At 65.5% G+C, this 22907-nt stretch carries 28 protein-coding genes and 2 pseudogenes; 12 read left to right on the plus strand and 18 right to left on the minus strand.

Annotated elements, in window-relative coordinates; genetic code table 11:
* The first annotated feature begins 279 nt into the window (after positions 1-279).
* Positions 280-1137: an alpha/beta fold hydrolase gene (locus tag J7I79_RS04260; protein WP_214950705.1), complete on the plus strand. Its 858-nt coding sequence runs from the start codon at positions 280-282 to the stop codon at positions 1135-1137.
* 5 nt (positions 1138-1142) lie between these two features.
* Here the strand turns inward: J7I79_RS04260 and J7I79_RS04265 are convergent, their stop codons facing one another.
* The 4 genes and pseudogenes from J7I79_RS04265 to ctaD all read right to left on the minus strand — a co-directional run bounded on the left by J7I79_RS04265 (position 1143) and on the right by ctaD (position 3751).
* Positions 1143-1466, minus strand: coding sequence for a hypothetical protein (locus J7I79_RS04265; protein WP_214950707.1), 324 nt, complete (start codon positions 1464-1466; stop codon positions 1143-1145).
* A gap of 3 nt (positions 1467-1469) precedes the next feature.
* Positions 1470-1740: pseudogene (locus J7I79_RS04270) on the minus strand (helix-turn-helix domain-containing protein).
* Positions 1741-1798: 58 nt separating this feature from the next.
* Positions 1799-1906: pseudogene (locus J7I79_RS24890) on the minus strand (DUF2975 domain-containing protein); the annotation flags it as partial.
* 90 nt (positions 1907-1996) lie between these two features.
* Entirely contained in the window at positions 1997-3751 is a 1755-nt protein-coding gene (ctaD, locus tag J7I79_RS04280) for a cytochrome c oxidase subunit I (RefSeq protein WP_214950708.1), read from the minus strand.
* Between the two features lie 186 nt (positions 3752-3937).
* Here ctaD and J7I79_RS04285 point away from each other — a divergent pair, with 186 nt between their 5' ends.
* A complete protein-coding gene (locus J7I79_RS04285) occupies positions 3938-4273 on the plus strand; it encodes a cupin domain-containing protein (RefSeq protein ID WP_214950710.1) in 336 nt (111 codons plus the stop codon).
* Positions 4274-4324: 51 nt separating this feature from the next.
* On the opposite strand, the gene J7I79_RS04290 is transcribed toward J7I79_RS04285, so the two are convergent.
* Positions 4325-5968 carry a glycosyl hydrolase 53 family protein gene (locus J7I79_RS04290; RefSeq protein WP_214950712.1) on the minus strand — a complete coding sequence of 548 codons (1644 nt, stop codon included), beginning with the start codon at positions 5966-5968 and terminating at the stop codon, positions 4325-4327.
* 275 nt (positions 5969-6243) lie between these two features.
* On the opposite strand from J7I79_RS04290, the gene J7I79_RS04295 reads away from it, so the two are divergent.
* From J7I79_RS04295 to J7I79_RS04315, 5 genes are all read left to right on the plus strand, one after another.
* Positions 6244-6549 (plus strand): hypothetical protein, encoded by a 306-nt coding sequence (locus tag J7I79_RS04295; RefSeq protein ID WP_214950713.1) that lies wholly within the window; start codon positions 6244-6246, stop codon positions 6547-6549.
* Positions 6550-6659: 110 nt separating this feature from the next.
* The gene (locus J7I79_RS04300; protein WP_214950715.1) at positions 6660-8018 is read left to right on the plus strand and encodes an MFS transporter; all 1359 of its coding nucleotides are present in this window, start codon (positions 6660-6662) and stop codon (positions 8016-8018) included.
* Between the two features lie 188 nt (positions 8019-8206).
* The gene (locus J7I79_RS04305; protein WP_214950716.1) at positions 8207-8824 is read left to right on the plus strand and encodes a DUF1326 domain-containing protein; all 618 of its coding nucleotides are present in this window, start codon (positions 8207-8209) and stop codon (positions 8822-8824) included.
* 187 nt (positions 8825-9011) lie between these two features.
* Positions 9012-9710, plus strand: coding sequence for a DUF2182 domain-containing protein (locus J7I79_RS04310; RefSeq protein WP_251042391.1), 699 nt, complete (start codon positions 9012-9014; stop codon positions 9708-9710).
* Positions 9711-9787: 77 nt separating this feature from the next.
* Positions 9788-10201: an ester cyclase gene (locus tag J7I79_RS04315; protein WP_214950720.1), complete on the plus strand. Its 414-nt coding sequence runs from the start codon at positions 9788-9790 to the stop codon at positions 10199-10201.
* A gap of 161 nt (positions 10202-10362) precedes the next feature.
* Here J7I79_RS04315 and J7I79_RS04320 read toward each other — a convergent pair whose 3' ends face one another.
* The 3 genes from J7I79_RS04320 to J7I79_RS04330 are packed head-to-tail and all read right to left on the minus strand — an operon-like array spanning position 10363 to position 13490.
* A complete protein-coding gene (locus J7I79_RS04320; protein ID WP_396020161.1) occupies positions 10363-11643 on the minus strand; it encodes an MFS transporter in 1281 nt (426 codons plus the stop codon).
* 15 nt (positions 11644-11658) lie between these two features.
* On the minus strand, positions 11659-12636 hold the full coding sequence (locus J7I79_RS04325; RefSeq protein ID WP_214950722.1) for an SAM-dependent methyltransferase: 978 nt from the start codon (positions 12634-12636) through the stop codon (positions 11659-11661).
* Positions 12633-13490, minus strand: a complete 858-nt coding sequence (locus J7I79_RS04330) for a PhzF family phenazine biosynthesis protein (protein WP_214950723.1) — start codon at positions 13488-13490, stop codon at positions 12633-12635. Before J7I79_RS04330 ends, J7I79_RS04325 begins: the two co-directional genes overlap by 4 nt.
* A 108-nt stretch (positions 13491-13598) precedes the next feature.
* Between J7I79_RS04330 and J7I79_RS04335 the strand changes: the two genes are divergently transcribed.
* On the plus strand, positions 13599-13943 hold the full coding sequence (locus tag J7I79_RS04335) for a TfoX/Sxy family protein (RefSeq protein WP_214950725.1): 345 nt from the start codon (positions 13599-13601) through the stop codon (positions 13941-13943).
* Positions 13944-13958: 15 nt separating this feature from the next.
* On the opposite strand, the gene J7I79_RS04340 is transcribed toward J7I79_RS04335, so the two are convergent.
* Both J7I79_RS04340 and J7I79_RS04345 read right to left on the minus strand, forming a co-directional pair.
* On the minus strand, positions 13959-14423 hold the full coding sequence (locus tag J7I79_RS04340) for a phage tail protein (protein WP_214950727.1): 465 nt from the start codon (positions 14421-14423) through the stop codon (positions 13959-13961).
* A 33-nt stretch (positions 14424-14456) separates the two neighbouring features.
* A complete protein-coding gene (locus J7I79_RS04345; protein ID WP_214950729.1) occupies positions 14457-15269 on the minus strand; it encodes an AraC family transcriptional regulator in 813 nt (270 codons plus the stop codon).
* A 73-nt stretch (positions 15270-15342) separates the two neighbouring features.
* On the opposite strand from J7I79_RS04345, the gene J7I79_RS04350 reads away from it, so the two are divergent.
* Positions 15343-15855, plus strand: a complete 513-nt coding sequence (locus J7I79_RS04350) for a glyoxalase/bleomycin resistance/extradiol dioxygenase family protein (RefSeq protein WP_214950735.1) — start codon at positions 15343-15345, stop codon at positions 15853-15855.
* A 222-nt stretch (positions 15856-16077) separates the two neighbouring features.
* Here J7I79_RS04350 and J7I79_RS04355 read toward each other — a convergent pair whose 3' ends face one another.
* The 5 genes from J7I79_RS04355 to J7I79_RS04375 all read right to left on the minus strand — a co-directional run bounded on the left by J7I79_RS04355 (position 16078) and on the right by J7I79_RS04375 (position 19293).
* Positions 16078-17352: an MFS transporter gene (locus tag J7I79_RS04355; RefSeq protein ID WP_214950737.1), complete on the minus strand. Its 1275-nt coding sequence runs from the start codon at positions 17350-17352 to the stop codon at positions 16078-16080.
* Positions 17349-17726, minus strand: coding sequence for a MarR family winged helix-turn-helix transcriptional regulator (locus J7I79_RS04360; RefSeq protein ID WP_214950871.1), 378 nt, complete (start codon positions 17724-17726; stop codon positions 17349-17351). Before J7I79_RS04360 ends, J7I79_RS04355 begins: the two co-directional genes overlap by 4 nt.
* Positions 17727-17906: 180 nt before the next feature.
* Positions 17907-18404: a DinB family protein gene (locus J7I79_RS04365; RefSeq protein ID WP_214950739.1), complete on the minus strand. Its 498-nt coding sequence runs from the start codon at positions 18402-18404 to the stop codon at positions 17907-17909.
* Between the two features lie 59 nt (positions 18405-18463).
* Positions 18464-18976, minus strand: a complete 513-nt coding sequence (locus J7I79_RS04370; RefSeq protein WP_214950741.1) for a hypothetical protein — start codon at positions 18974-18976, stop codon at positions 18464-18466.
* Positions 18977-18987: 11 nt separating this feature from the next.
* The gene (locus J7I79_RS04375; RefSeq protein WP_214950743.1) at positions 18988-19293 is read right to left on the minus strand and encodes a hypothetical protein; all 306 of its coding nucleotides are present in this window, start codon (positions 19291-19293) and stop codon (positions 18988-18990) included.
* 403 nt (positions 19294-19696) lie between these two features.
* Here J7I79_RS04375 and J7I79_RS24710 point away from each other — a divergent pair, with 403 nt between their 5' ends.
* From J7I79_RS24710 to J7I79_RS04385, 3 genes are read left to right on the plus strand one after another with little or no spacing between them, the layout of a single operon-like run.
* Positions 19697-19828: a hypothetical protein gene (locus tag J7I79_RS24710; RefSeq protein WP_311380513.1), complete on the plus strand. Its 132-nt coding sequence runs from the start codon at positions 19697-19699 to the stop codon at positions 19826-19828.
* A complete protein-coding gene (locus J7I79_RS24715) occupies positions 19825-20040 on the plus strand; it encodes a hypothetical protein (protein WP_311380514.1) in 216 nt (71 codons plus the stop codon). The genes J7I79_RS24710 and J7I79_RS24715 overlap by 4 nt, the downstream gene beginning before the upstream one ends.
* Before the next feature lie 41 nt (positions 20041-20081).
* Positions 20082-20582 (plus strand): mycothiol transferase, encoded by a 501-nt coding sequence (locus J7I79_RS04385; RefSeq protein WP_214950745.1) that lies wholly within the window; start codon positions 20082-20084, stop codon positions 20580-20582.
* A 113-nt stretch (positions 20583-20695) separates the two neighbouring features.
* On the opposite strand, the gene J7I79_RS04390 is transcribed toward J7I79_RS04385, so the two are convergent.
* The 3 genes from J7I79_RS04390 to J7I79_RS04400 all read right to left on the minus strand — a co-directional run bounded on the left by J7I79_RS04390 (position 20696) and on the right by J7I79_RS04400 (position 22697).
* Positions 20696-21475, minus strand: coding sequence for a TM2 domain-containing protein (locus J7I79_RS04390; protein WP_311380515.1), 780 nt, complete (start codon positions 21473-21475; stop codon positions 20696-20698).
* 72 nt (positions 21476-21547) lie between these two features.
* Entirely contained in the window at positions 21548-21691 is a 144-nt protein-coding gene (locus tag J7I79_RS04395) for a hypothetical protein (RefSeq protein WP_214950748.1), read from the minus strand.
* A gap of 382 nt (positions 21692-22073) precedes the next feature.
* Positions 22074-22697, minus strand: coding sequence for a dihydrofolate reductase family protein (locus tag J7I79_RS04400; RefSeq protein WP_214950750.1), 624 nt, complete (start codon positions 22695-22697; stop codon positions 22074-22076).
* Between the last annotated feature and the right edge of the window lie 210 nt (positions 22698-22907).

Genomic DNA, 22907 nt, shown 5'->3' on the forward strand with positions numbered 1-22907 from the left:
GGCGGATACCTAAACGTTACTTGGTATTCCAAAATGAGGCCAGAGGGGCAGTGGAGGTTCCGGCGCTGACACCTAATCTGTCTGAAACACCCTTCAGCATCAACGGTTTCGGCTCAATCGACCCTCGACCGAGGCGGCACGCACTTCCGCTGCTTGGTATTCCAAAGCTTGTTCCGCCCCGTGCGTCCGAAAAGCCGCCATCACGCCTGCCGCCAGTCTGGGCCAGCTCGGTGGCATGCTTAAGACCTCCACGTTTACCTCACACCGAGGGATGAAGCCATGGCTGAAAGTGCTGACGCCGTCCAGCACGATGGATCGACCATCGCCGTCTCCATCCACGGAGAAGGACCGCCACTCCTATTGCCGGTTAGCCTCGCGGCGCACACGCCGGCGGAAGCCGAAACGCTGCGGCAGTGGGGCGGCGACCCGGACCTCGGCCCCAACCTGGTGAAGGGGCTGGCAAGCTCAAACCGGGTGATCGTGGCGGACTACGAAGGCCACCGGATGGCACACCCGGCACCGGACACTCTCACCCCGGAGCATGTGGCTGCCGATTTCCTGGCCATTGCTGATGCCGCTAGTGCCGAAGGCTTCGCGTACTACGGCTATTCCTGGCTGGCATTGAGTGGCCTGCAGCTCGCGATCCGCACCGACCGTGTCCGGGCGCTCGCCATGGGCGGATTCCCGCCCCTCGACGGGCCGTACCAGAGCATGCTGGCGGTGACCCGGGCGGCGCATGCCGCGTCAGCCCGGCCTGCAGATCCTGACACGCCGGCGCCTGTAGCCGAGCCGGGCGACTGGGATTCGGCGGCCATCCAGACCAGTGAGGCGCAAACCCGCCAATTCATGACCCTCTACGAAGCCCTCCAGGACTTCGACGACTTCGCCGCCGTGCTGCCGCCTGGCCTGGCGCGGCTCGCCTTCGCCGGCGCCGAGGACCGGATCGACTACGGACCCAAGTGGGGTGGCGTGCAGGTGCGGATCGGTGACCCCCTCGCCGCGCACCGGGAGGCACTCATCAAGGCCGGATGGGACGTCGAGATACTTCCGGGCCTGGACCACCTGGGGGCGATGAACAGTGCAGTGGTGCTGCCCATCCTGGCAGGCTGGCTCCGGAAGGTGGGGTGGGCGAAGTAGGTGAACTAGCGGGCGGAGCGCCGGTTGCGGGCCTGCTTCACCAGCCGGGTGAAGGCGTAGAGGAAAACGGCCTCGATCAGCACCATCAGCGCGAGCATCAGCCACTCGCCCTGGCTGACGAAAAAGACGGCGCCCACGAGGACCAGCACGGTTCCGAGAACCAGGGTGTACACGGCGAAGCCGAGGGCCACCCTTGCGCTGCGGACTCCCGTTCGGAAGCCAAAGCCCAAAGGCTCACCTCCGGGGTAGCCCCCGACGCGGTCGGGGGCTCCGGGCTTGAGACTGTCGAACTCGTCCCAGAGGTCCCTGTCCTGATCCTGGTCGGCCATAACTCAATTATCTCGCGAATCGGGCTTCTGTTCGTCGTCCACGGTCAGGGACGTCAGGTCCTCCGCATCTCCGGGTTCCCACCGCAGCAGGTCCCCCGGGCTGGCACCCGAGCACCTCGCACAGAGCCTCGAGCGTGGTGAAGCGCACCGCTTTGGCCCGGCCGTTCTTGAGCACCGCCAGGTTGGCGGGGGTGATTCCCACGCGGTCCGCGAGCGTGCCCACGGGCATCTTGCGTTTTGCCAGCATCACGTCAATGTCCACGATGATCGGCATCAGATCACCTCGTCCAGTTCGTCCTGCAGGTGTTTGGCTTCGGCGTCGCGGGCCACTGGGAAGCCGCCGCGACGGCGCCGGTCACCACGTCCACGTAGCGGAAGGCAGCGTGGGAGAACACGGTGCCGCGCCGCACCATCGTCAGCAGGCGCCAGACGCAGACCAGGGGGAAAGGGCGGCAAAGGGGCAAAGGAAGGCGCAGCCGCGGAGCAGCGCTACAGGGCAGCGCTATGGATGTAAGCCTTCGATCTTGCGGTTACTCGTCCGGATTCGGATTCCGCACGTCCTTTTCGCCGATATCTGCCGCCCCGAGGACGTCTGCGGCCGGCGAATGGGTGGTCTCGTGTTCACGCACCCGAAGCTCTGGATGGTGGAGGTCCAGGGCCGGGCGCTCCGAGCGGATGCGCGGCAGCGACGTGAAGTTGTGGCGCGGCGGCGGGCAGGACGTGGCCCACTCCAGCGATGCTCCAAAGCCCCAGGGATCGTCCACCTCGACCTTTTCGCGGCTGCGCCAGGTGATGTACACGTTCCAGAAGAACGGGATCATCGAGGCACCGAGAAGGTAAGAGCTGATGGTGGAGAACTGGTTCATCCAGGCGAAGTTGTCCTGCGGCATGTAGTCGGCGTAGCGGCGGGGCATGCCCTCGACTCCCAGCCAGTGCTGGATCAGGAAGGTTCCGTGGAAGCCGAGGAACAGCATCCAGAAGTGGATCTTGCCGAGGCGCTCGTTGAGCATCTTGCCGGTCCACTTCGGCCACCAGAAGTAGAAGCCGGCGAACATAGCGAACACCACGGTACCAAACACCACGTAGTGGAAGTGGGCCACCACGAAGTAGGAGTCCGAGACGTGGAAGTCCAGCGGCGGCGAGGACAGGATGATGCCGGTCAGGCCGCCGAAGAGGAAGGTCGCGAGGAAGCCGATGCTCCACAGCATGGGCGTCTCAAAGGTGAGCGAGCCGCCCCACATGGTGCCGATCCAGTTGAAGAACTTCACACCGGTCGGTACCGCGATCAGCATTGTCATAAAGGCGAAGAACGGCAGCATGACCGAGCCGGTGACGTACATGTGGTGTGCCCATACGGTCACGGACAGCGCCGCGATCGCAATGGTTGCGTAGACCAGGCCCTTGTAGCCGAAGATCGGCTTGCGGCTGAAGACCGGGAAGATCTCGGACACGATGCCGAAGAACGGCAGGGCGATGATGTATACCTCGGGGTGGCCGAAGAACCAGAACAGGTGCTGCCAGAGGACGGCACCGCCGTTCTCGGGATCGTAGATGTGGGCACCAAACTTGCGGTCGGCGCCAAGGGCGAACAGCGCTGCGGCCAGCGGCGGGAAGGCCATGATCACCAGGATGGACGTGGCCAGGGCGTTCCACGTGAAGATGGGCATGCGCCACATGGTCATGCCCGGGGCGCGCATGCAGACGATGGTGGTGATGAAGTTGACGGCGCCGAGGATAGTGCCGAAGCCGGACAGCGCGAGGCCGAAGACCCACAGGTCACCGCCCACGCCGGGGGTGAATGTGGTGTTATTCAGCGGGGCGTACGCAAACCAGCCGAACGACGCGGCACCCTGCGGGGTGATGAAGCCGGAGACGGCGATCGTGGAGCCGAACAGGAAGAACCAGAAAGCCAGTGCGTTCAGTCGGGGGAAGGCGACATCCGGGGCACCGATCTGCAGCGGCATGATGACGTTGGTGAAGCCCGCGAACAGCGGCGTTGCAAACATGAGGAGCATGACCGTGCCGTGCATGGTGAACAGCTGGTTGTACTGTTCCTTGGTCTGCAGGATCTGCATGCCCGGTTCAAACAGTTCGGCGCGGATCAGCAGGGCCATCACGCCGCCGAAGCAGAAGAATACGAAGGACGCGATCAGGTACAAGTACCCGATGGTCTTGTGGTCTGTGGTGGTGATCCAGTTGACCACCATGCGTCCCTTGCGCCGCGGTACCACCTGGGGGTACGCGGTGGGCGCCGCAGTTCCGGAGGCGTAATCATAAGTGGCCATGACCGGCTCTTTCCCGTCGTGCATCCAGTGGGATCTATTCTTTGAATTTACTGACGGCGGGACGTGCTGTCCAGAGGTTGTGCTGGCCCGGCCGCAGCCGACGGGGTATACGTTTTTTCGCGCGCTTCTGCCTGGCAGGTCCACCGGCCTATATCGCCGGAAGGCCCGTTTGAGTACCGTGGCCTCATGCAGAAAATTTCGATCGACGCCCTGGCCCGGCAGCAGCTTGCCGCGGCCCTTGCAGCGAGCAACGGGCGGGCTGCCGACACCGTCTACGGCGGGCATGAGAAGGTGCTTCGCCAGACGGTCATGGCGCTCAAGGCCGGCACGCAGTTGAGCGAGCACCAGAATCCTGGTGACGCCACAGTCTTTGTCCTTCAAGGGAGTATCCGGCTGCGGGCCGGCGACGACTCCTGGGACGGCAAACCCGGTGACCTGCTGATCGTTCCGGAGGGACTGCACAGCCTGGAAGCGGAAGAGGACTCGACGTTCCTGTTCACCGTGGCAAAGGCTACGAAGTAGAGCCGCACCTGCCTGTTGCCCAGGCAGATGCGGCTCCGGCGAAATACCGGACTACCGCCTGACGTCCGGGTCGGGTGCGAATTCCTGCAGAACAGGAAGCGCCCGGCCGTCGAAGTCGAACATGGCCTGGTTCTCCCACGCGTTGCCCGTGGTGGGATCGGCGGGATCCCAGCCATTGCCCGGAACCGCCGTCCAGGCGGGCTCCCAGGAGACCACCCCGATGCCCCGGCCGCCGGGTGCGGAGGCCACTACGTCCTGGACGGCCCGGAAGTTGGCGGCCTGTCCTTCCGGGGTTGCCGGGTAGCCGGGAACCAGTTGGCTCAGGCTTCTAATCACGTTTTCCCAGGGGTCAACCGTGTCGTCGTCGAGGGTGAACGGGTAGGAGTTTTCGACGACGATAACGTCGCGGTCGTAGCGGGCTGACAGCGTGGTGATGGCATTCTGCAGATCGGCCATGGAACCGTGCCAATAGCCGTAGTAGGACAGGCCGATGGTGTCGAACCGGACGCCCCTCTTTGTCACCTCGTCGAACCACCAAGTGAGGCCGCCGATGCCGTTGTTGATGTTGGTCAGGTGCAGGATGACATCCGTCCCGGCGCTGACGTCCTTTGCAGCGCGTGAGCCTGCCGAGAGGAACAGTGCGAGGTTGTCCCACTGCGCTCCCGTGACGTTATCCGCGGGGTTCACGTCCCAGGTCTGGCCAAGGGGCCACAGCATGCCCGGGTTGATCTCGTTGCCCACCTGGACGGAGTCCGCCGTCGCGCCGGCGTCCTTCAGCGCGGTCAGCACCTCGAAGGTATGGGCATAGACGGCATCCGCCGTTTCCTGCGGGCTCAGGCCGGCCCAGGCTGCCGGTGTTCCCTGGGCGCCGGGGTCGGTCCAGCGGTCGCTGTAGTGGAAGTCAACAAGGACCTTCATGCCGGCGGCCTTTGCGCGCTTGGCCGTGGCCACCACTTCGTTGGTGGTGTTGTAGCCATCAGCCGGGTTGACCCACACCTTGAGCCGCACCATGTTGGCGCCGCCATCGGCGAAGGCCTCGACGGCGTCCACCGGCTTGCCCCGGGCGTCGAAGTAGACAGCGCCCTTGTCCTCATTCTTGGCCAGGTTGGAAAGGTCGGCGCCGCGGACGGCTCGCTGGACCGAGCCCGGCGTGAGCGTGACGTCGTCGACGATGGCCCAGTCTCCGGCCGTGCCGCGGGTTTCGATCACGATCTCGCAAGCGCCCTTCGAGACGTAGGCGTCGGCCGAGATCTGTAGCCAGGCGCCGTCCTGCGCGGTGGACGGCAGGACGGTTTCGCCGTCGACGCCGCAGTTCTTGAGGCCGATCCGTGAGGCGCCGAGGGTTCCTTCGGCCTTTACGCGGGCGAAAACCGTCCACCACCCCTCGGCCAGGCTTCCGGTTTTCTGGCGTGCGGTTACGGTGCCGTCGGCGTCGAGACGCTGGCTGAGTTGGGCATTTCCGGCAATTGCCTCTGTCGTAGTGGAGGCCGGCTTCCCGGTGACTTTCCAGCCGGTCAGCCCACTAGCGAAGCCGCCGTTGATGATGGTGTCATCGCCCGGTGCAGCCGGGTTCTCCGCAGTGGCCGGCGCCATCCCGGCGGGCAGCGCCAGCACCGTAAGGAGCGACGCCGCCAGCACCGCTGGTTGTCGGTGCCGCTTCGCCTGGGGGTGAAGTTCCCTGTGGTGTTTTTTCATGTCGTCCTCCCTGACGGTATGAATTGAATCAGCTCTTATCTGTGTGCGCTCCCAGTTCTAGCACATGACTATTGATTGATAATAGAGCGATTCAAGATCATGACAGTTGCTTGTTCTCATGGAATACTGGGAGCGTTCACGGAGAACTTTCTGCGCTCACCCTACGGGGCGGGCTTCCCGACGCAGCACCGGATCACGGTCAGCGTCGGGCCCTACCGGGATGACGCTGGAAGGCCTATCTTTGAGCTGACACAGAACGAGGGAAAGGAACTAGGATGTTCACCCTGCAGATCAGCTATCCGGTCCGGGACTTTGAGGCTTTCAAGAAAGTATTCGACAGCGATCCCGCTGGCCGCGCCGCCTCGGGCGCCCGGTCTGTGCGCCTGTTTCGGGACACAGACGACCAGAACAGCGTGGCCGTGCTCCTTGACTTCGACACCAAGGACGCTGCGTCCGCCTTTCTGGGAAGGCTCCGCAGCGACGTGTGGGATAAACCGGAGGTCATAGGGCAACTGATGACGGCGTCGCCGACAGCCAGGATTCTGGAGGAGGTTGCCCGCGAGGGTCAGGCCGCGGGCTGACCGCTTCGAATCCGGTGGCCACCACCGCTGGTGGCGACGCGGCCGGTGCCACTCAGGCGCGGCCGTAACCAAGTTCGGCCTCCCGCGCAAATGTGGGACAGACTGTTTCCGTGAGCAACAAACCCCGGACAGCCCTCGCCGTGGCCGGCCTCAGCCTGGGCACTTCGCTGAACCCGCTGAACTCGTCCATGATCGCCGTCGCCCTCGTGGTGCTGCGTGCGGATTTCGGGCTCGACGTCGCCACGGTCACCTGGGTGATTACCGCCTTCTACCTCACCTCCGCGGCGGGCCAGCCGCTGATGGGCCGGCTGGCGGACCGCTTCGGTCCGCGGCGCCTGTTCACTTTCGGGATGGTGCTGGTGGCGGTGACCTGCGCGCTTGCTCCGTTCGCGCCAAACTTCGCCCTGCTCTGCGTCGCTCGGGCATTTATGGCGCTGGGCACAGCCACCGCGTATCCAAGCGCAGTAGTCATCGTCGGCGCTCTGGCCAAGACGGCGAACGTGAAGTCCACCCGGCCGCTCGGCCGGATCCAGATGGCCAACACTTCGGCTGCGGCGGTCGGCCCGGTGGTGGGCGGTCTGCTGGTGAGCCTGGTCGGCTGGCAGGCGCTGTTCCTGATCAACGTGCCGCTGTGCCTGGCAGCACTGCTTGTTGTCTGGAAGTTCGCCCCGGTGGACGCGGCCCGCGAGCGCGGAAGTGCCGCGGAGCTGCTGCGCGATTCGGATATCCCCGGCATCCTGGGCTTCGTCGGGTCCCTGATGCTGGTCATGATGGCGCTGCTGAATGTGCTGCCGGACATGCGCTGGTGGCTGCTCGCCGGTGGAACGGCGCTGGCGGCCCTGTTCGTCTGGCGTGAGCTGAAGTTCAGCCCGCCGTTCCTGGACCTGCGGCTGCTCGGCAGGAACCGGCCGCTGCTGCTGGTCTACCTAGGCTTCGCCGTGTTCAACGGCATCTACTACCTTGCGTTCTTTGGGCTGCCGCAGCTGCTGCAGGAAGCGGCCGGCTACGATCCCGGCGTCGTGGGTCTCCTGATGCTGCCGCTGGCGGCGATGTCCGTGATCGCAACGCCGTTCGCGGTCCGCGCGATCGAACGCTACGGTGTGCGGCGGGTGTTGATTGCCGGCGTGCTGTCGCTGGTGGCCGCTGCGGGGATCACGTGGCTGCTGACCGCCTCGTTCGCCATTCCGCTGGTGCTGGCGGTCACCGCGCTGATGGGTATTCCGTGGAGCGTGGTGAGCATCGCCTCGAGCCAGGGCATGTATGTGTCGACCCAGCCGGAAGAGCGAGGGGTGGCGGCCGGCATCTTCCAGACGTGCCGGTATCTGGGCGCCATCACGGCGACGGTGTTGATCGGCATCTTCTACGGCAGTGGCGTGAACCAGGCCAACTGGGGCCTGATCGTGCTCACTATGCTAGTGCTGGGTGCCGTCGCGTTCGGCGTGACACTGCTGTGGCGCGAGCGGAAATGAGCTGTCCGGAGGGGGGCAATAAAGGCACCCTTTCGTCGCCCGATTTCCTTGTCTACACGGCATATTGACACCCGGATTCCACGGGAATACTGTCGGCCTTAACGGGGCCATCCGCCCCGTTCCTGAGTATTTTCGGCGCTGGAGTCTGGGCCGCTTCTGCTAGGCGATGGCGCCAGCAAGGAGTCCTAATGTCTTGGGAAATTTCCGGAAAGTATGTCGCCAACTGCAATTGCCAGTTAATTTGTCCGTGCCCGGTGGATGGTACGCCTACGGGACCGAACGGAGAGTGCCGCGGCGTGGCTGTGTTCAACATCGCTAGTGGAAAACTCGATGATACCGATCTGTCGGGCATCGCGTTCGCCTTCTGCAACTGGTTCCCGTCGAACCTCTCGGCGGGCGGCTGGAAGGTGGGAGTCGTCCTCGACGACGGCGCATCGGACGCGCAGGCCACTGCCTTGGAAAGCATCCTTCATGGGGAGGCCGGCGGCCCGTTCGCAGATTTTGCGGCGTTGTACGGAGAATGGTTAGGAGTCGAGCGTGCGAGCGTCACGTTCTCCGATGGCGACAGGCCGTCGGGTTCGGTGGCCGGGCGCGCTGACTTCACATTCGAGCCGTTGCTGGGGCCGGACGGCGGTTTCACCACTGAGAAGAACGCGATGTTCGGCTTCGCCCCGGAGTTCCGGATCGGCAAGGCGCCGGGACACTCGGACCTCTTTGGCCTGGACTTCGACGGCGTCTACGGCGAGTCCGCGGACTTCACTTTCGCAAGTGAGATGGCAGAGGGTGCCCCGAAGGGCCGCGGCTAAGCGCGGCCGGCCGATGTATCACAGGAGGCTTTTTAAGAGAGGCCGCGGGCGCATCTTTGCGCGCGCCGCCATTTCGGGTGCTGCCGTCTCCGGGCTCGCTGCGCAGGGACAGGCAAGAGCGCACACCGCCCCCCGCATTGACCCGCGGGAAGCCAGCCTGATCGCTGTCCTGCTCCTGTTGGCAGCGATGAGCTGGATCTTCACGTCCACCCAGCTGAGTGGGATGGACATGGGCCGCTGGACGGATCCGGGTCCGCTGGGATTCTTCGTCACCACGTGGGTGGTAATGCTGGCGGCCATGATGTTCCCCTCCGTGGCCCCCATGGTGGTGGCCTATGACAGGATCCAGCACCACCGGCGCACGACGGGGCGGTATGCGCCCGGCGGATCCACCGCCGTGTTCGTTGCCGGCTACCTGATTTCCTGGACGGTGTTCGGGCTGGTGGCCTATTCGCTGTACATGTCGGTAGCGCAGGTGGCTCCCGGGCTCTTCGGCTCGGATCAGGGCGGCCGCTACCTGGCGGCGGGAGTGATCATGCTGGCTGCGGTTTATCAGCTGACGCCCGCCAAGAACGTCAGCCTGATGAAATGCCGAAACCCCATGGACTTCATCCTGCACCGCATGCGGCCCGGGTATCGGGGCGCCCTGGTGATGGGCGTGGAGCACGGTGCCTGGTGCGTCGCCTGCTGTTGGGCTCTGATGGTGGCCCTGTTTGCGCTTGGGGTGATGAGCCTCGGCTGGATGGCGCTGATCGGGGCGTTCATTGCCGGGGAGAAGATGCTGCCCTGGAAACGGCTGGCCAACCGCTCCGTTGCGGTGGCGCTCGCCGTGATTGCACTCGGTGTGGCCCTCATACCCGCGGCGACGGGCGGCATGGGGATGTAACCGGCCGTTCCGCACGGCGTGCGGCGGCCGTGGACCGGGGGAATTCTGACAGGTCTCATCCAACGAAGGAGCTGACAATGGCTGAAGGGACTGGACTGATACGGCGGTTTTACGAAGAGGTTCTGGTGGGTGGCAATCTCGACCTGATCGATGAATCCGTGCTGGAGGGCATGCAGGATCACGAGGACCCCATGCCGGGGCAGCCTCCGGGAAGGGACGGCGTCAAGTTCTACGTCAACGCCATCCGCGCGGCGTTTCCAGACCTCACCGTCAAGCTGGATCCGGTGCTGGCCGACGGTGACCTGGAGGCTGCCCATGGTGTGCTGTCAGGTACGCACAAGGGGGAGTTCCTGGGTATTCCGGCCAGCGGCAAGAGCGTGGAATTCAGCAGCGTGGACATCATCCGCATCGAGGACGGCAAGGTGGCGGAACACTGGGGCGCCTCCGACACACTGAGCCTGATGCAGCAGATCGGGGCGGTCGCGGCCTAGATGAGGATGGAACCGGCTCAGTCAAGAGGTGTGAAGAAAACCGGCCGAAATATATCGGCCAATAGAGTTTCCCGCCGCCGCTCCTAGCACGACGGCGGGAGGCACCACGTGCGGCACCGTCCCGTGGCGGTGCCGCACCCCTATGCCCTACGCGTATCTTCCTACGCTCCGGCGGACACGTCCGCCGGAGTTGCAGCCTGGGCGTCCGGTGTGTGCGCCTGAGCTGTTTTCTGTTCCGCTGCCACATAGCCCGCCTCTTTCGGCCCCGGCGGATAGGCGTGCCTGCGCCCGGTCACCATAATCACGAGGGCGACGACGATAGGTACCGCAGCGGCGACCGGCACCAGCAGCGGGCCCGCTGTAGTGAGGGCGGCCGCGCCGTATAGCGCGCCGATGGTAATCCCCAGCTGGATGGTCAGCACGGTGAGGCCGTTGGCGGCTTCCCGGTATTCCTTGCCGGCGCGGAGGATGGCGGACTGGTTGTAGATGCCGATCGCGCCGAAGGCCGCTCCCCAGACCGCCATCAGCACCAGGGCGCCGGGGACGGTTGTGCCGCCCAGCGGCAGGAGGAGGAACGCGGCGGCGATTACCGCCGTCGTGATCAGCAGTGAACGGCGCGGCCGCATGTCCACGGTGATGCCGGCGATCCAGATGCCCACCAGCCCGGCGAATCCCAGGACCGTGAGCGAAAGGGTGATGCTGTAGTCGGGCAGGCCGGCCTCGCGGAGGAACGGGGCGATGAAGGTGAACAGCGCGAAGTGCGCCATCAGCATCAGCGGCCAGGCGATGGCCACCTGCTTCACTCCGGGCTGGCCGATCGCCTTGCGCAGCGACGGCCGCGGGGCGTCCGGGATCCTCCGCACGGCGGGCAGCAGCCACATGGCCAGCGCCGCGAGCACGACGCCGGCGCCCGCTAGCAGGAGGAATGACGCCCGCCAGCCGACCGCCGCGCCCAGGGCGGTTCCCAGCGGGGCGCCGATGGCCAGGCCAAGGCTGTTGCCGCTGAACACGATGGCCATCGCCTTGCCCACCTTGTGGGCCGGAACAATGCGCGCCACGAAGGGGGCCATGGCGGTCCAGAGCAGGCCGTGGGCGATGCCGCCCACGAGCCTGGCGGCGAGGGCGGCGCCGAAGTCGGACACCAGGCCCACCAGGGCGTTGCTGATGGCGAAGGTCAGGACCAGCGCCACCAGGAGGATGTGCCGGGGGATGCGGGACAGCAGCATGGCGGCCGGGATCACAGTGGCCACGATGACGGCGGCGTACCCGGCGGTGAGGTAGCCGGCCACGGGCTCGGACACGTTGAGGCCGGCGCTGATCTGGGGGAGCAGGCCGGAAGGCAGCAGTTCGGTGGTGATGGCGGTGAAGCCGATCATCGACAGCACCAACAGCGCGCCGAAGGGCATACGGTCGCGTGCGGAAACGGAGGTCGCGGGAGGCACGGGTGAAGAGTCCTTTTAGGGAGTGGGGAAGGAGCGCGGCGCCGGTTGCCGGTGTCCTTCACTCAAGTTACCTGATTTATTCGGCCCGAGGCAGGGTCTGTCAGACCCACCCTCACAGACTCGCCCTGATGCTACCGGCTCACGGACTCCAAGGGGTGACGAAGCCGCCGCGCGACTGGCCGGACGTGCCGGAATCGCCCGTCGGCTCCGGTCCGGGCGCGGCGGTTTCCGCGGAGTCAAGCCGGCCGATTCGAGCAGGGCCACCGGGTCAGGCGGATCGGCCCGCGCCAGCAGTTCGCTCATGGAAAGCCCCGTCTGGAGGCTGAAATCGCGCAGCTTTGCCTCCTGGTCGTCAGTCTTGGGCAAGGCCACCGCCCGCTCGATCACCACCCGGGATCCCGACGCCGACAATGCCGCCATCTCCTCCAGCACCGCCAGCTGGGCGGCGGCATCGAGGTACGGCAGCAGGCCTTCGAGGACCCACGTGGTGGGCTGCTTCGGATCAAAGCCGGCCGCCAGGAGCGGCTCGCGCCACGGCCGGGACAGGTCCGTAGCCACAGTGATCAGCTCGCAGGCCGGGGCGGCGGACAGGCCCGTCATTACGGACGCCTTGAACGCCAGGACGTTGGCGTGGTCGATCTCGATGACCCGGGCGCCGTCCGGCCACGGGAGCCGGTAGGCGCGGGTGTCCAGCCCTGCGCCCAGGATCACGGTCTGGGCGGTCTGCGGGCCGGCCGTCAGGAAGTCGTCGATGAACCGGGTCCGCATCCCGAGGTAGATCGACGCGAGCAGGAGCGGCTGCTGAAACGGAGGGGCGTCTTCCGGGCTGGCGGGCCATGCCGTGGGCAGGTCCACGTGGGAGTGGGCGGCCTCCACCAGGGCGGCAGCGAACGGATCCGCGATTAGCTGGTCGGGCCGGGAGGTCTCGACGGCACGGCCTGCTGCCACGGCAAGGGCGGTCAACGGCAGCCCGTGGTCCTCAAGTTCCGTCATGAGATCTCGACTGCTTCACCGCTTACCGCAATCCCGCCGGACGGAGGAGTGTCGACTGTGAGCACGCTCGGGCGGCCCACATGGCTGCCTTGGTGGACAACTACGCGGCTTGGCGGCTCCACGAGTGAAAGCAAGCGGAGGTATCCGCCGAAGGCAGCGGCTGCCGAACCGGTCGCTGGATCTTCAGTCATGGTGCCAACCGGGAAGAGGTTGCGCGAGTCGTACACGCCCGGTCCAATCTCGCAGAGCGTCGTGACGGTGCCGGCCCAGTTCTGGGCATCCATCAGCGTGCGCATGGAGTCCGGGTCGAAAAGGAATGAGTCAAAGGTCCTTCGTTCCGCGAAGACGAGAATGGGATGCCAGTTTCCGGCAAAAGCGATCATCGGAGGGTACCCAGGGTGCAGATCGCCCCGGTCCGCGCCGAGCAACCCGAGCAGGGTGGCCAGAACACCGTGGGGGAACTCTGCCACCCGCGGCTCAACGCTTGTGAAGCACGCCGTCACCGCTGCACCCTGGCCTGCAGTCTCGATGGCGACAGGTCCCACGGCCGTGTCGAAGACAAAGGTCCCCGTACCATCACGCCCTGACAGTGCGACGGCCAAAGCAATCGTGGCATGGCCGCAAAACGGCACCTCGGCAATCGGGGAGAAGTACCGGACACGGTTTCGGCGGAAGTCGCCGTCAACCCTCGTTTCGGTGACGAAGACCGTTTCGGCATATCCGATGTCGGCTGCGATGGCCTGCATCCGGGCGTCGTCGAGCCGGGTTGCGTCCAGGACTACGCCCGCCGGATTTCCCCCCTCGGGGGTGGCGGTAAAGGCGGCATAACGCAGTACTTCGGAGGTCAATTCCATTCCGGTATCCTCGCACGGCGTCCCGCTCCGGCCCGTCAACTTTGCCCGAGCGCGGCCGGCCCGGTCAGAGGGGTTGTTCCCCGAAGCCCGGGGCGGGACGATGATTCCATGCTTCCCGAGGAGCGTTTCAACGCGCTGGCGGACGAATTCAGGGCCAGTCCAGGGGTCGCGGTTCCGGGTGAACCGGGACGCCGCGGGTTCGGTTCGTCCGCGCTGAAGGTCAACGGCTCGATTTTTGCGATGCTCGCCGGAGGCAGGCTTGTTGTGAAGCTGCCGCGTGATCGCGTTACCGCGCTGATCGGGTCCGGGGCCGGTGCACCGTACGACGCCGGCAAGGGCCGTGCGATGAAGGAGTGGCTCACCGTCACTGATGACGATGACGAGTCGTGGCTGGCCCTGGCCCGTGAAGCCCTGGACTTCGTGGGGTCGGCGCACCATTCCAGCCGTGGATAACCGACCGGTGTCTGGTCAGTACTCGCCCTTGATCACGAAGTAGGAGCCGCGAATAACGCCCGCCAGCTTCGATTTTTGCCGGGCGAACTTGAAGCGCGGCGCCAGTTCCTCCGGAATTGCCATACCGTCGGCGAGTTTGAACCCGACCGCCCGCTTCCCGCCGTCATCGATGCTGTACATGACGTTGACCGACAGCCCCGACTCATAGAAAACGTAGGCCATCCGCAAACCGTCGACTTCGAAGGCGGTGGCTTCCAGCGGACGGGATCCGATGACGATGTCACGCTCATCCCGGAGGATCCGGGTCACCCGGTCCACCACCTCCGGAACCTCGCTTGCGGGGCTCACTGAGAACACGTGGCCGTACTTGTTCCGGTAATAGCGGGCCTCGTTGGCCCGCAACCCGGCGAGGGTTTCGGCGACCGGAGACGATTCCAAGCCGACAGTGGAAACGTTCTCGAAGTCAACGGTGTACGGCATGTAGCCTCCTGGTAGGGACGTGTTGGGACCATGCTAACGCGACGACGTGCCCCCGGCTTGGTCCTGGACGACTGACCGCCGGTACGTGCTCGGCGTGAACCCCAGGGTCTTTTGGAAGTCGTTCGTCAGATGGGCATGATCGGTGTAGCCGAGCTCGGCAGCTATCGCCGCGAGGTCAGCTGCCGGGTCGGTCCGGGACCGGTCAGCGGCCTCCTGCAGGCGGCGCCTTCGGATGAGCGCGGACGGGCTCAGGCCGATGTACTTCTTCGCCACCCGTTGAAGGGTTCGAGGCGAAACGAACAGACGCGCCGCGACGTCTTCAAGGCGGGTCACGTCGGTGCATGTTCCGACCAGATCCATCATCGCGTTGGCAAGAAGGCCCTCCTCCGACACCTCCGGACCCTCCGTCACCAGCCAGCCAGTGAAGGCCTCCACCGCGCGTTGCCGGCGTTCCAGTGGATCGGTTCCGCTCATCGCCGCCGACACGGAGGCCTGCAGATCCGCGAGTGGCAGCGGCAGCTGGGCATCCCGCAGGCTCCCCGGATCAACCGTGAAACGCGGCACCAGCGCGGGACGCAGGAGGGCCCCGACGGCCCAGCCCCGGCCCGTGAGGTCGCGGTGTGACCGGCGGGTTGTTGGGCCGGCGAACTCCACGAGATCCTTCTGGACCACCAGATTGGACGCCGGGAACGCGATGAGGTGCTGGCGTGACGTGTGCCCCGGCTCAATGTCCCATTCGGGGATCCAAAACCACTGCACCAGGTTCGTTACGGACTCAGGCGCGGGCACGCGGTGAAACGTGGGAAGCCGGGCCGGGTAGAGGATTCCCTTGAACGAATCCACCATCGGCGGGCACTCCTAATTTAGGCTGTCGCAATTCTCCAAGCCGCGGGGCGGACCGCTGCGTACCGTGAGATTTATGACTGATACTACAAGCACCGAACTGACCGCTGCCGCCGACGGCAAGCACACAACATCCGGTATCCCGCACGGCTTCACGAGCATCACGCCGTTCCTGGCGATCACCTCCGCCAAGGAGGCCATCACCTTCTACCAGGACGTTTTCGGCGCGCGCACCGTGAATGCCACCGAGATCGGCGGAATCGTGGTCCACGCCGAACTGGACTTCGGTCAGGGGCGGCTCCAAATTGGCGAGCCCAACCCCGACTATCACCTTGTCCCGGCGCCGAACGGCGATGATGACTGCTATTCCGTCGGCTTCTACTGCGCCGATGTGGACGCCTTCGTTGCGCGCGCCGAGGGAGCGGGTGCAACCGTTCGGGAGCCGCTGTCCACCTTTGTTTCAGGAGACCGGTTCGCCAGCATCCGGGACCCGTACGGTGTGCGCTGGTCCATCATGACCCGCGTCGAAGACCTCTCCGAGGAGGAAAGCACTCAGCGCGTCGTCGACTGGGCCGCCAAGCAAGGCTGAACCCACGCACGTCACGGCGTGGTCGCAACACCTTAGTCCCGCGGAACCACAGTCCCGCAACACCCAGACTGCCGCCTTCGTCCGCGGTGAACACGCCGTGTTGCCACAACTTCCGGCGGAGTACGACGGCGGCAGTCACGAGTGCGAGCGTGGAACCGGGGTCCTCCTGCTGGGTTTCGATCCCGTGCCGGCACCAGCCCTCGGGCTGCGGCAGCCATGGCTCTATGCGTCCGAGACTCCCATGCCACGGGTCCGTTTCCCGGGGAACGCGGTTCGCAGCTGTCCCCGGAAGGTCAGCGGGCTGCGCCGGCTGACGGCGATGACGGAGAGCAGGCCTGTCAGCAATACGATGAGGCCGCCGGCGGCCACTGACCAGCGCGCGCCGAATTCCGTGCCGATCCACCCCATCAGCGTCGCCCCGACGGCGGTGCCGCCCTGGAGCACGGCCAGGTAGAGGGCCAGCACCCGCCCCCGGAACTGCGGCTCCACGGAGAGCTGGATGCTGGTGTTGCAGCTGTTCAGGAAGGTGATTGAGGCCAGGCCCACCGGTATCAGCACCGCGGCGTAGAGCCAGAACGACGGCGACACGCTGCCCACCAGCGTGAAGAACCCGAGTCCGAGCGCCCCGCCGAGCAGGAAACGCAGCCGGGGGCCGGACCGGCGGGCGGCGAGCAGGGCACCGGCCAGGGTCCCGACGGCCATGATGGAGCCCAGCAGCCCGAATTCACCCGGTCCAACCCCGAACTCCGCGGTGGACATCAGCGCGTTGGTGATGGGGAAATTCATCCCGAAGGCGCCAAGGATCCCCACCATGACCAGGATGAGCACCAGGTCCGGCCGGCCCCGCACGTACCGCAGGCCCTCGGCCACCTGGTGCTTGCCACGGACTGCCAGCGTGGACGGGGCCAGTTCCGAGGTGCGGATCCGGAACAGCGAGATGATGACGGCGGCGAAGCTGGCTGCGTTGAGCAGGAAGACCGGCCCGGTGCCCACCCATGCAATCAGCACACCGGCGATGGCCGGGCCGGTGAGCCTTGCCGTGTTGAAGGAGGCGGAGTTCAGGGCCACCGCGTTGGCCACCTTGTCCTGCCCCACCAGTTCTGAGACGAAGGACTGGCGGGCCGGTGCGTCAATGGCGCTGGCCAGTCCAAGGCACAGGGCGGCCAGGTAGGCGTGCCACAGCTGGGCGGTGCCGGTCACCACCAGGAGTCCGATGGCCAGCCCGCACAAGCCCATCGCCAGCTGCGTCCAGAGCAGGATCACACGTTTGCGGTGCCGGTCCGCGAGCACGCCCCCGTAGGGGCCAAGCAACAGCATCGGCAGGAACTGCAGGCCGGTGGTGATGCCGACGGCCGTGCCGGAGTGGTCGGTGAGGACGGTCAGTACCAGCCAGTCCTGAGCCACACGCTGCATCCACGTGCCGATATTGGAGACGAGCGCCCCGCCCGCCCACACGCGGTAATTGGGGTTGTCCAGGGCCTGGAACATGGCGCTCATTTGGCGCTCAGCTGCTGCATGATGCGGGCCGCCCGGCTCAGGATCCGGCGGTCCTCGTCACTCAGTCCGGCGACACGGTGGGCCAGCCAGGCGGTCCGTTGCTCACGCGCCTCGGCCAGGATGGCCTCGCCGGCAGGGGTGATTCCCACCTGGACCTGGCGCCCGTCCAGCGGATGGGCTGTCCGGGTAACAAAGCCCAGCTCAGTGAGGGCATTCACGATCCGGGTCATGGAGGGCGCCTGCACGTGCTCGCGTTCTGCCAGCTCGCGGAGGGTCTGCGGGCCGCCACCGTTGAGTTGGGCCAGGACCGTGTACTGGCCCGGCGTGATGACATCACCGGTTGCCTCCACGCGGAGCCTGCGGGAAGTGCGCATCACCGCCGTCCGAAGGTCGATGGCCAGAATATCCGGATTGATGCTGTCCTGGGGCTCCCGGTCCGTTGCCGTCACTGTGTGTTGCGCCTCCCGCGAATTTACTTAGCAATGCTAATTAGCCCTGCTAACCATTATGCTCCGACGGGGTGCTGGCGGCAAGTGGGGGCTGCGGCTGCGGCCTTAGCCGGTGGTGATCTGCTCGCGGAGGATGTCGGCGTGACCGCAGTGCTGGGCGAGCTCCCGCAGCATGTGCAGGTACACCCAGCGCAGCGGCAGCGGTCCGCGGCGGTTGCCGCGGAGCACGTCGTCGAGCTCCAGGACTGACGTGGCGCTGCGGGAGGCCTCGCAGGCGTCAAGGTGGGCCTGCTGGACCGTGGCGATGGTGTCCGCATCGTCGAGGATGAACGACTCATCCGGTGTGGCCGGGATGCCGATCTCGGCGCGCGACCGGCACGTGATCGCTTCGTCGAACCAGACCTTTTCCACGAAGGTGGCATGCTTCACCAGGCCGAGCAGCGTGGTCCGAGACGGGACCAGGGACCTCCGGGCCTGCTCTTCGGTCAGCCCGTCCAGGCAGGAGCTGAGCATGCTCCGGTGTTCATTGAGGAAGGCCTCGAACTGGACGCGCGCAGGCTGGTGGAGGACGTCTTCGGCAACGGTGGCGGGGAAGGGAGGCATGGCTGAAGTATTGCAAGGGCGGCAGGCCAGGGCAAGACCGGGGAGTCGCACAGGAGCCGCTACTTTGCGGTGAGCTCAATGCGGACAAGCCAGTTGTCGTCCAGATCCGGGGCGGGGTCGATGCAAACCCTTGCCATGCCTCCGTCCTCCATTTCAGACTTGAGGCAACCGGTGTACCTGCCCAGTGGTGGGCCGCTGATGTCCACTCCCAGCCGGCCGGCGGTGTCTTCAAGGCCCACTTCATGGTTCACCGACCACGTTGCGCTCAGCCGGACGCAGGCGATATCTGTTGAAAGGCAGCCGGTGTCCGGATCTGAACGTTCCACGAGTTGCCAGTCACTCTGTGGCAGGTCGTCGGCTTTGGAGATCATCGCCTGGGCTTTCTCCTCATTGCTGCCGCCGTTCTTGACGGCGTCAGCCAAGGCGGCGCAACCGGCGAAGAGGAGGACCACGATCAGTGCGGTTGCAGCGGCGGCGCCACCGAGAATCCATCCGAGCCTGTTCTTCTTCTGCGGAACCTGAGGCCGCTGCGAGGGTTCCGGCTGCGCGTCGTGGCCCTGCGGTGGTTGCATATCTTCCATTCCTATTTTGCCCTCAGGTCAATGGCGACCTTCCACATGCCTGGCGCATCCTCGGCCGGATAGATACGAAGGTCTGCAGTGATGCCATCTGTCGAGTTTTTCCGGGGGCAGCCCTTGTAGGTCCTTGCGGCATCACTGCAATCCAGTCCCAGACGGGAGGCAGCGTCTTCCACAGTCACCTCATGGGGCACCGACCATGAGGCGTTCAGTCGCACGCACTCGATGTCGATCGAGAGGCAGCCCTGCTCCACTTTTGGATCGACTCGTACCTTGAGCTGCCAATCCTCTTCCGGCAGGGTGTCCGCCATGGCCATATCGTGCGGGCCTTTTCCTGATGGTTGCCTCCTTCGTTGAGGCCATTGACCAAGGCGGAGCATCCGGCGAAGAGGAGGAGAACAAACAGGACGGTCACAACACCAACCGCACCCAGAATCCAGCCGAGTTTGCTCTTCTTCGGTGGTGGCTGAAAGCTCTGCTGCGGTGGCCCATACTGCGGATACGAAGGTCCCTGAGGCTGCTGCGCAGGCATTGGCGGTGGGCCGTAGCCCTGAGGTGGTTGCATCCGTTGTCCCCCTGATTTCGTCTGACAGCCGAGCCTGACTCTAGTCGTTGGCAGCCCGTGCGCAATGGGGAGAACTGTCCGGCTTCCACACCCCGCCACTCGTCGCCGTCGCAGACCGCGGATGTGGTACGCGGAATAGACTGAGCGACATGGGCACCGTTGACGATTCCTTGGCCGCGTTGCCCGAGCCCGAACGCGGTTGTCATCAACGGGTCATAGACATTGCCAGGGCCGTCGTTCCCGAAGCCGTTGAAGGGGTGGGCTACGGGATGCCCGCTTGAAATTTGAGGGGAAGCCCCTCCTTGGTGTCGTGGCAGCGGCGAAGCACCTCTCCATTTTCCCGTTCCCCCCGGCGGTGGTTGACGCCGTCGCCAACCGGCTGGAGGGATATTCGTTGTCAAAGGGGACCATCCGCTTTACCCCGGACCATCCCGTCCCGGAGGATGTGCTGGAGGAAATAGTGCGCCTGCGCCGCGCGGAGATCCTGAAGTAGATTGTCCCGGAGCGATCACATGGAAATGCAAAGGGGACCTGATGAAATCCAACGAACTGTTGCTGGACGCCTTTGGCCGGATCCGGGAGACCGTGGAGGCCGCTCTTGAGGGGGTCGACGGCGGGGTCCTGGTCCGGCGGCCAGCGGGCACCGGAAACTCGATGGCGTGGCTGATCTGGCACCTTGGCCGGGTGGAGGATGCGCAGGTCGCCTCCGCCGCTGGCCTGGAACAGGTCTGGGCCTCGCAGGGGTTTGTGGGCCGCTTCGACCTGCCGTTGCAGAAGCGTGACACCGGCTACGGCCATTCGAGCGTGCAGGTCGATTCGGTGAAAGCCCCGCCGGCGCTGCTGCTCGAATACTACGACGCCGTTCACCGGCAGACCGTGGGCTTTCTGCAGAACCTCAGCGACGAGGACCTGGACCGCATCGTCGACACCCGCTGGGACCCGCCAGTTACCCTCGGCGTGCGGCTGGTCAGCACGATTGCCGACTGCCTCCAGCACGTGGGGCAGGCCGCGTACGCCAAGGGCCTGAAACCCTGACTGACACTGCTGCCCTCTTGGTGTGAGATCCGCCGTCGACGGCCTGACAGCACCCCGGGACCCCATGGATGAGGGAGCCCCCAAACGGGGGCTCCCTCGGGGAACGTCAGCCGTTAAGGGGTCACACTGATGCGTGCGACTTCCTGCAGGATCGGGTTGGTGATGATGACGGTAGACGTGCCCGACTTGATGTCAAAGGCAACCTTGCCTCGTGCCTTGTCGCCGGCCGGGATCTCGCCGGATCCCAACTGGTCATCCATGATGAGTTCAACGCTGGCGGAGCGGCCGTCAGCGTCCTTGGCCTTGAAGTACAGCGGGTTGCTGGTGGTCTCGCCCTTCTCCGTCTCCCAAAGCACATCGAGGGTCAGGTAGCCGCCGTTCTTCGCCGGGCTGTCGAACGGACCGGTCGTGATCGAGGGGCCGTAGGTGGCGGAAAGGATGGTGATCTTGGCGGTGTTCCCGTTGCCCATGTCAGCAGTGAATGCCTCGCCGACCTTCTTTTCCGAGGACGCAGCCGGAGCTTCAGCCGCCGGGGCTTTAGCTGCAGGCTCTGCATCGGGGGCTTCCGCTGCCTGGTTAGCCGCAGGTGCGGAAACAGGAGCTGAAGGCCCCCGGGTGGAGTTGAAGATGATGCTGAGGAGAATGACCACTCCGGTCACGATGAGGGCGACCTTCTTGTGCTGGTCATAGCCCTCCAGCGGGAGGCCCTGCTTGTCGCGCTGCTTGTTCGTCAGAACGAGAATGAGGTCAACGAGTGCCCAGATACCCATGCCTCCGAAGGTGAACAGCTTGAGCAGTCCGGTACCGACCTTGCCCAGGTAAAAACGGTCGACGCCGAATACTCCGACGAGCAGGGAGAGCAGCCAGGTCACAAGGAAGGACTTGTTGCTCACTCCGTAGCCACCCAGCATTGGGCCGCCGGGATAGGGTGCCGGGGCCCCCGGGTATTGGCCAGGGGCGCCGGGCTAAGGCTGTGTGGCCACGGGTGCTTGCCCGAAGGCGGGGGTCTGCCCATAAGTGGGGGCTTGCCCGTAGGCGGGCCCCTGGCCGTAGGGGGCCTGCTGCGGCTGCGGCTGCTGCGGTGCGCCGTAGGGGTCTTTTGAGCTCATTGGGTTCCTTTCAAAGGGCGCCCTGGTGCCGGGCGCCCGGAGTGCGTGATGGATGCGAGATATGCCGTCAGCTGGACGGGGTTCGCCGGCGATTCGCTCTCGGGCGGTGAGGAAGGATGGTTTGGCGCGCTATGGCATGCTCATGTGACGTTCGCTTCCCCCCAGAAGTGCGTCTACGGTGTAGCCGCCCGGGTTACAGCATGCCTCAGCGAGGGTGCCGGTTTATGAAGTATTGGCGCAGGACTGGAACAGGTTTTGCACAGCAATACCGCAGCCACCTGTTCCGGCCGCACGGCTGAAGCCGCGCAGCCTCCAGCACGATTGCCGACTGCCTCCAGCACGTGGGGCAGGCCGCGTACGCCAAGGGCCTGTACCGCCGCGGCTAGCCCTCCTGGTCGACGGCCGACATGTCGCCGACGCCGGGTGTGCCGTCGGCGAGCGCGTAGCGCTGCAGCACCGCACCCTTCGGTGAGGCGACCACCGGCTCGATGAGTGTGAGGTTCGTCGGAACCACCCCGTTGGCGAAGACCTTTTTGCCGCCGCCGAGGAGGATCGGATACACCCAGAGCGTGAGCCGGTCGAAGAGCTTCTCGGCGAACAGGGTCTGCACGAAGTCGAGGCTGCCGATGACGTGGATGTTCTCGTGCTTTTCGCGCAGTTCGCGCACTGCGGCGGGGACATCAGGGCCGAGCAGTGTGGAGCCGGCCCACTCGAGGGTGGGCGTCTGGCGCGATGCCACGTATTTCGGGAGGCGGTTTAACAGCCGCGCGATGTCCCCGTTCGCCTGCGGCCAGTACGAGGCGAAAATGTCGTAGGTCCGGCGCCCAAGCAGCAGCGCGTCCATCCCCGCCATCCCGGAGTCAATCTGGTCGCCGACCACCTCGTCGATGAGGGGCGCCTGCCAGCCGCCAAACGCGAAACCGCCTTCAGCGTCCTCCTCCGGCCCTCCGGGCGCCTGCGCGACGCCGTCGAGCGTGGTGAACAGGTCGATATGGATAAGTCCCATGCCGTGCTCCTTCTGCAGCCCGCCGTCGCCCCGGCGGCGGGATCACTTCGAGGTTGCCACACGAAATGACCGGTAGCAACGGCTCGGCGGCACCCGGTGGTCCCACCCGGCGGGGTGCACTGGCCTTCCTAGTCCGTTCGGGTGCTTGTATGCTTTGGATCGGAGAGCCGGGAAGCCTGGTCGGCCCGTGGGCAATGCCTGCGGAACGCC

The organism is Arthrobacter sp. ISL-69, assembly GCF_018613775.1.
Taxonomy (GTDB): Bacteria; Actinomycetota; Actinomycetes; order Actinomycetales; family Micrococcaceae; genus Arthrobacter.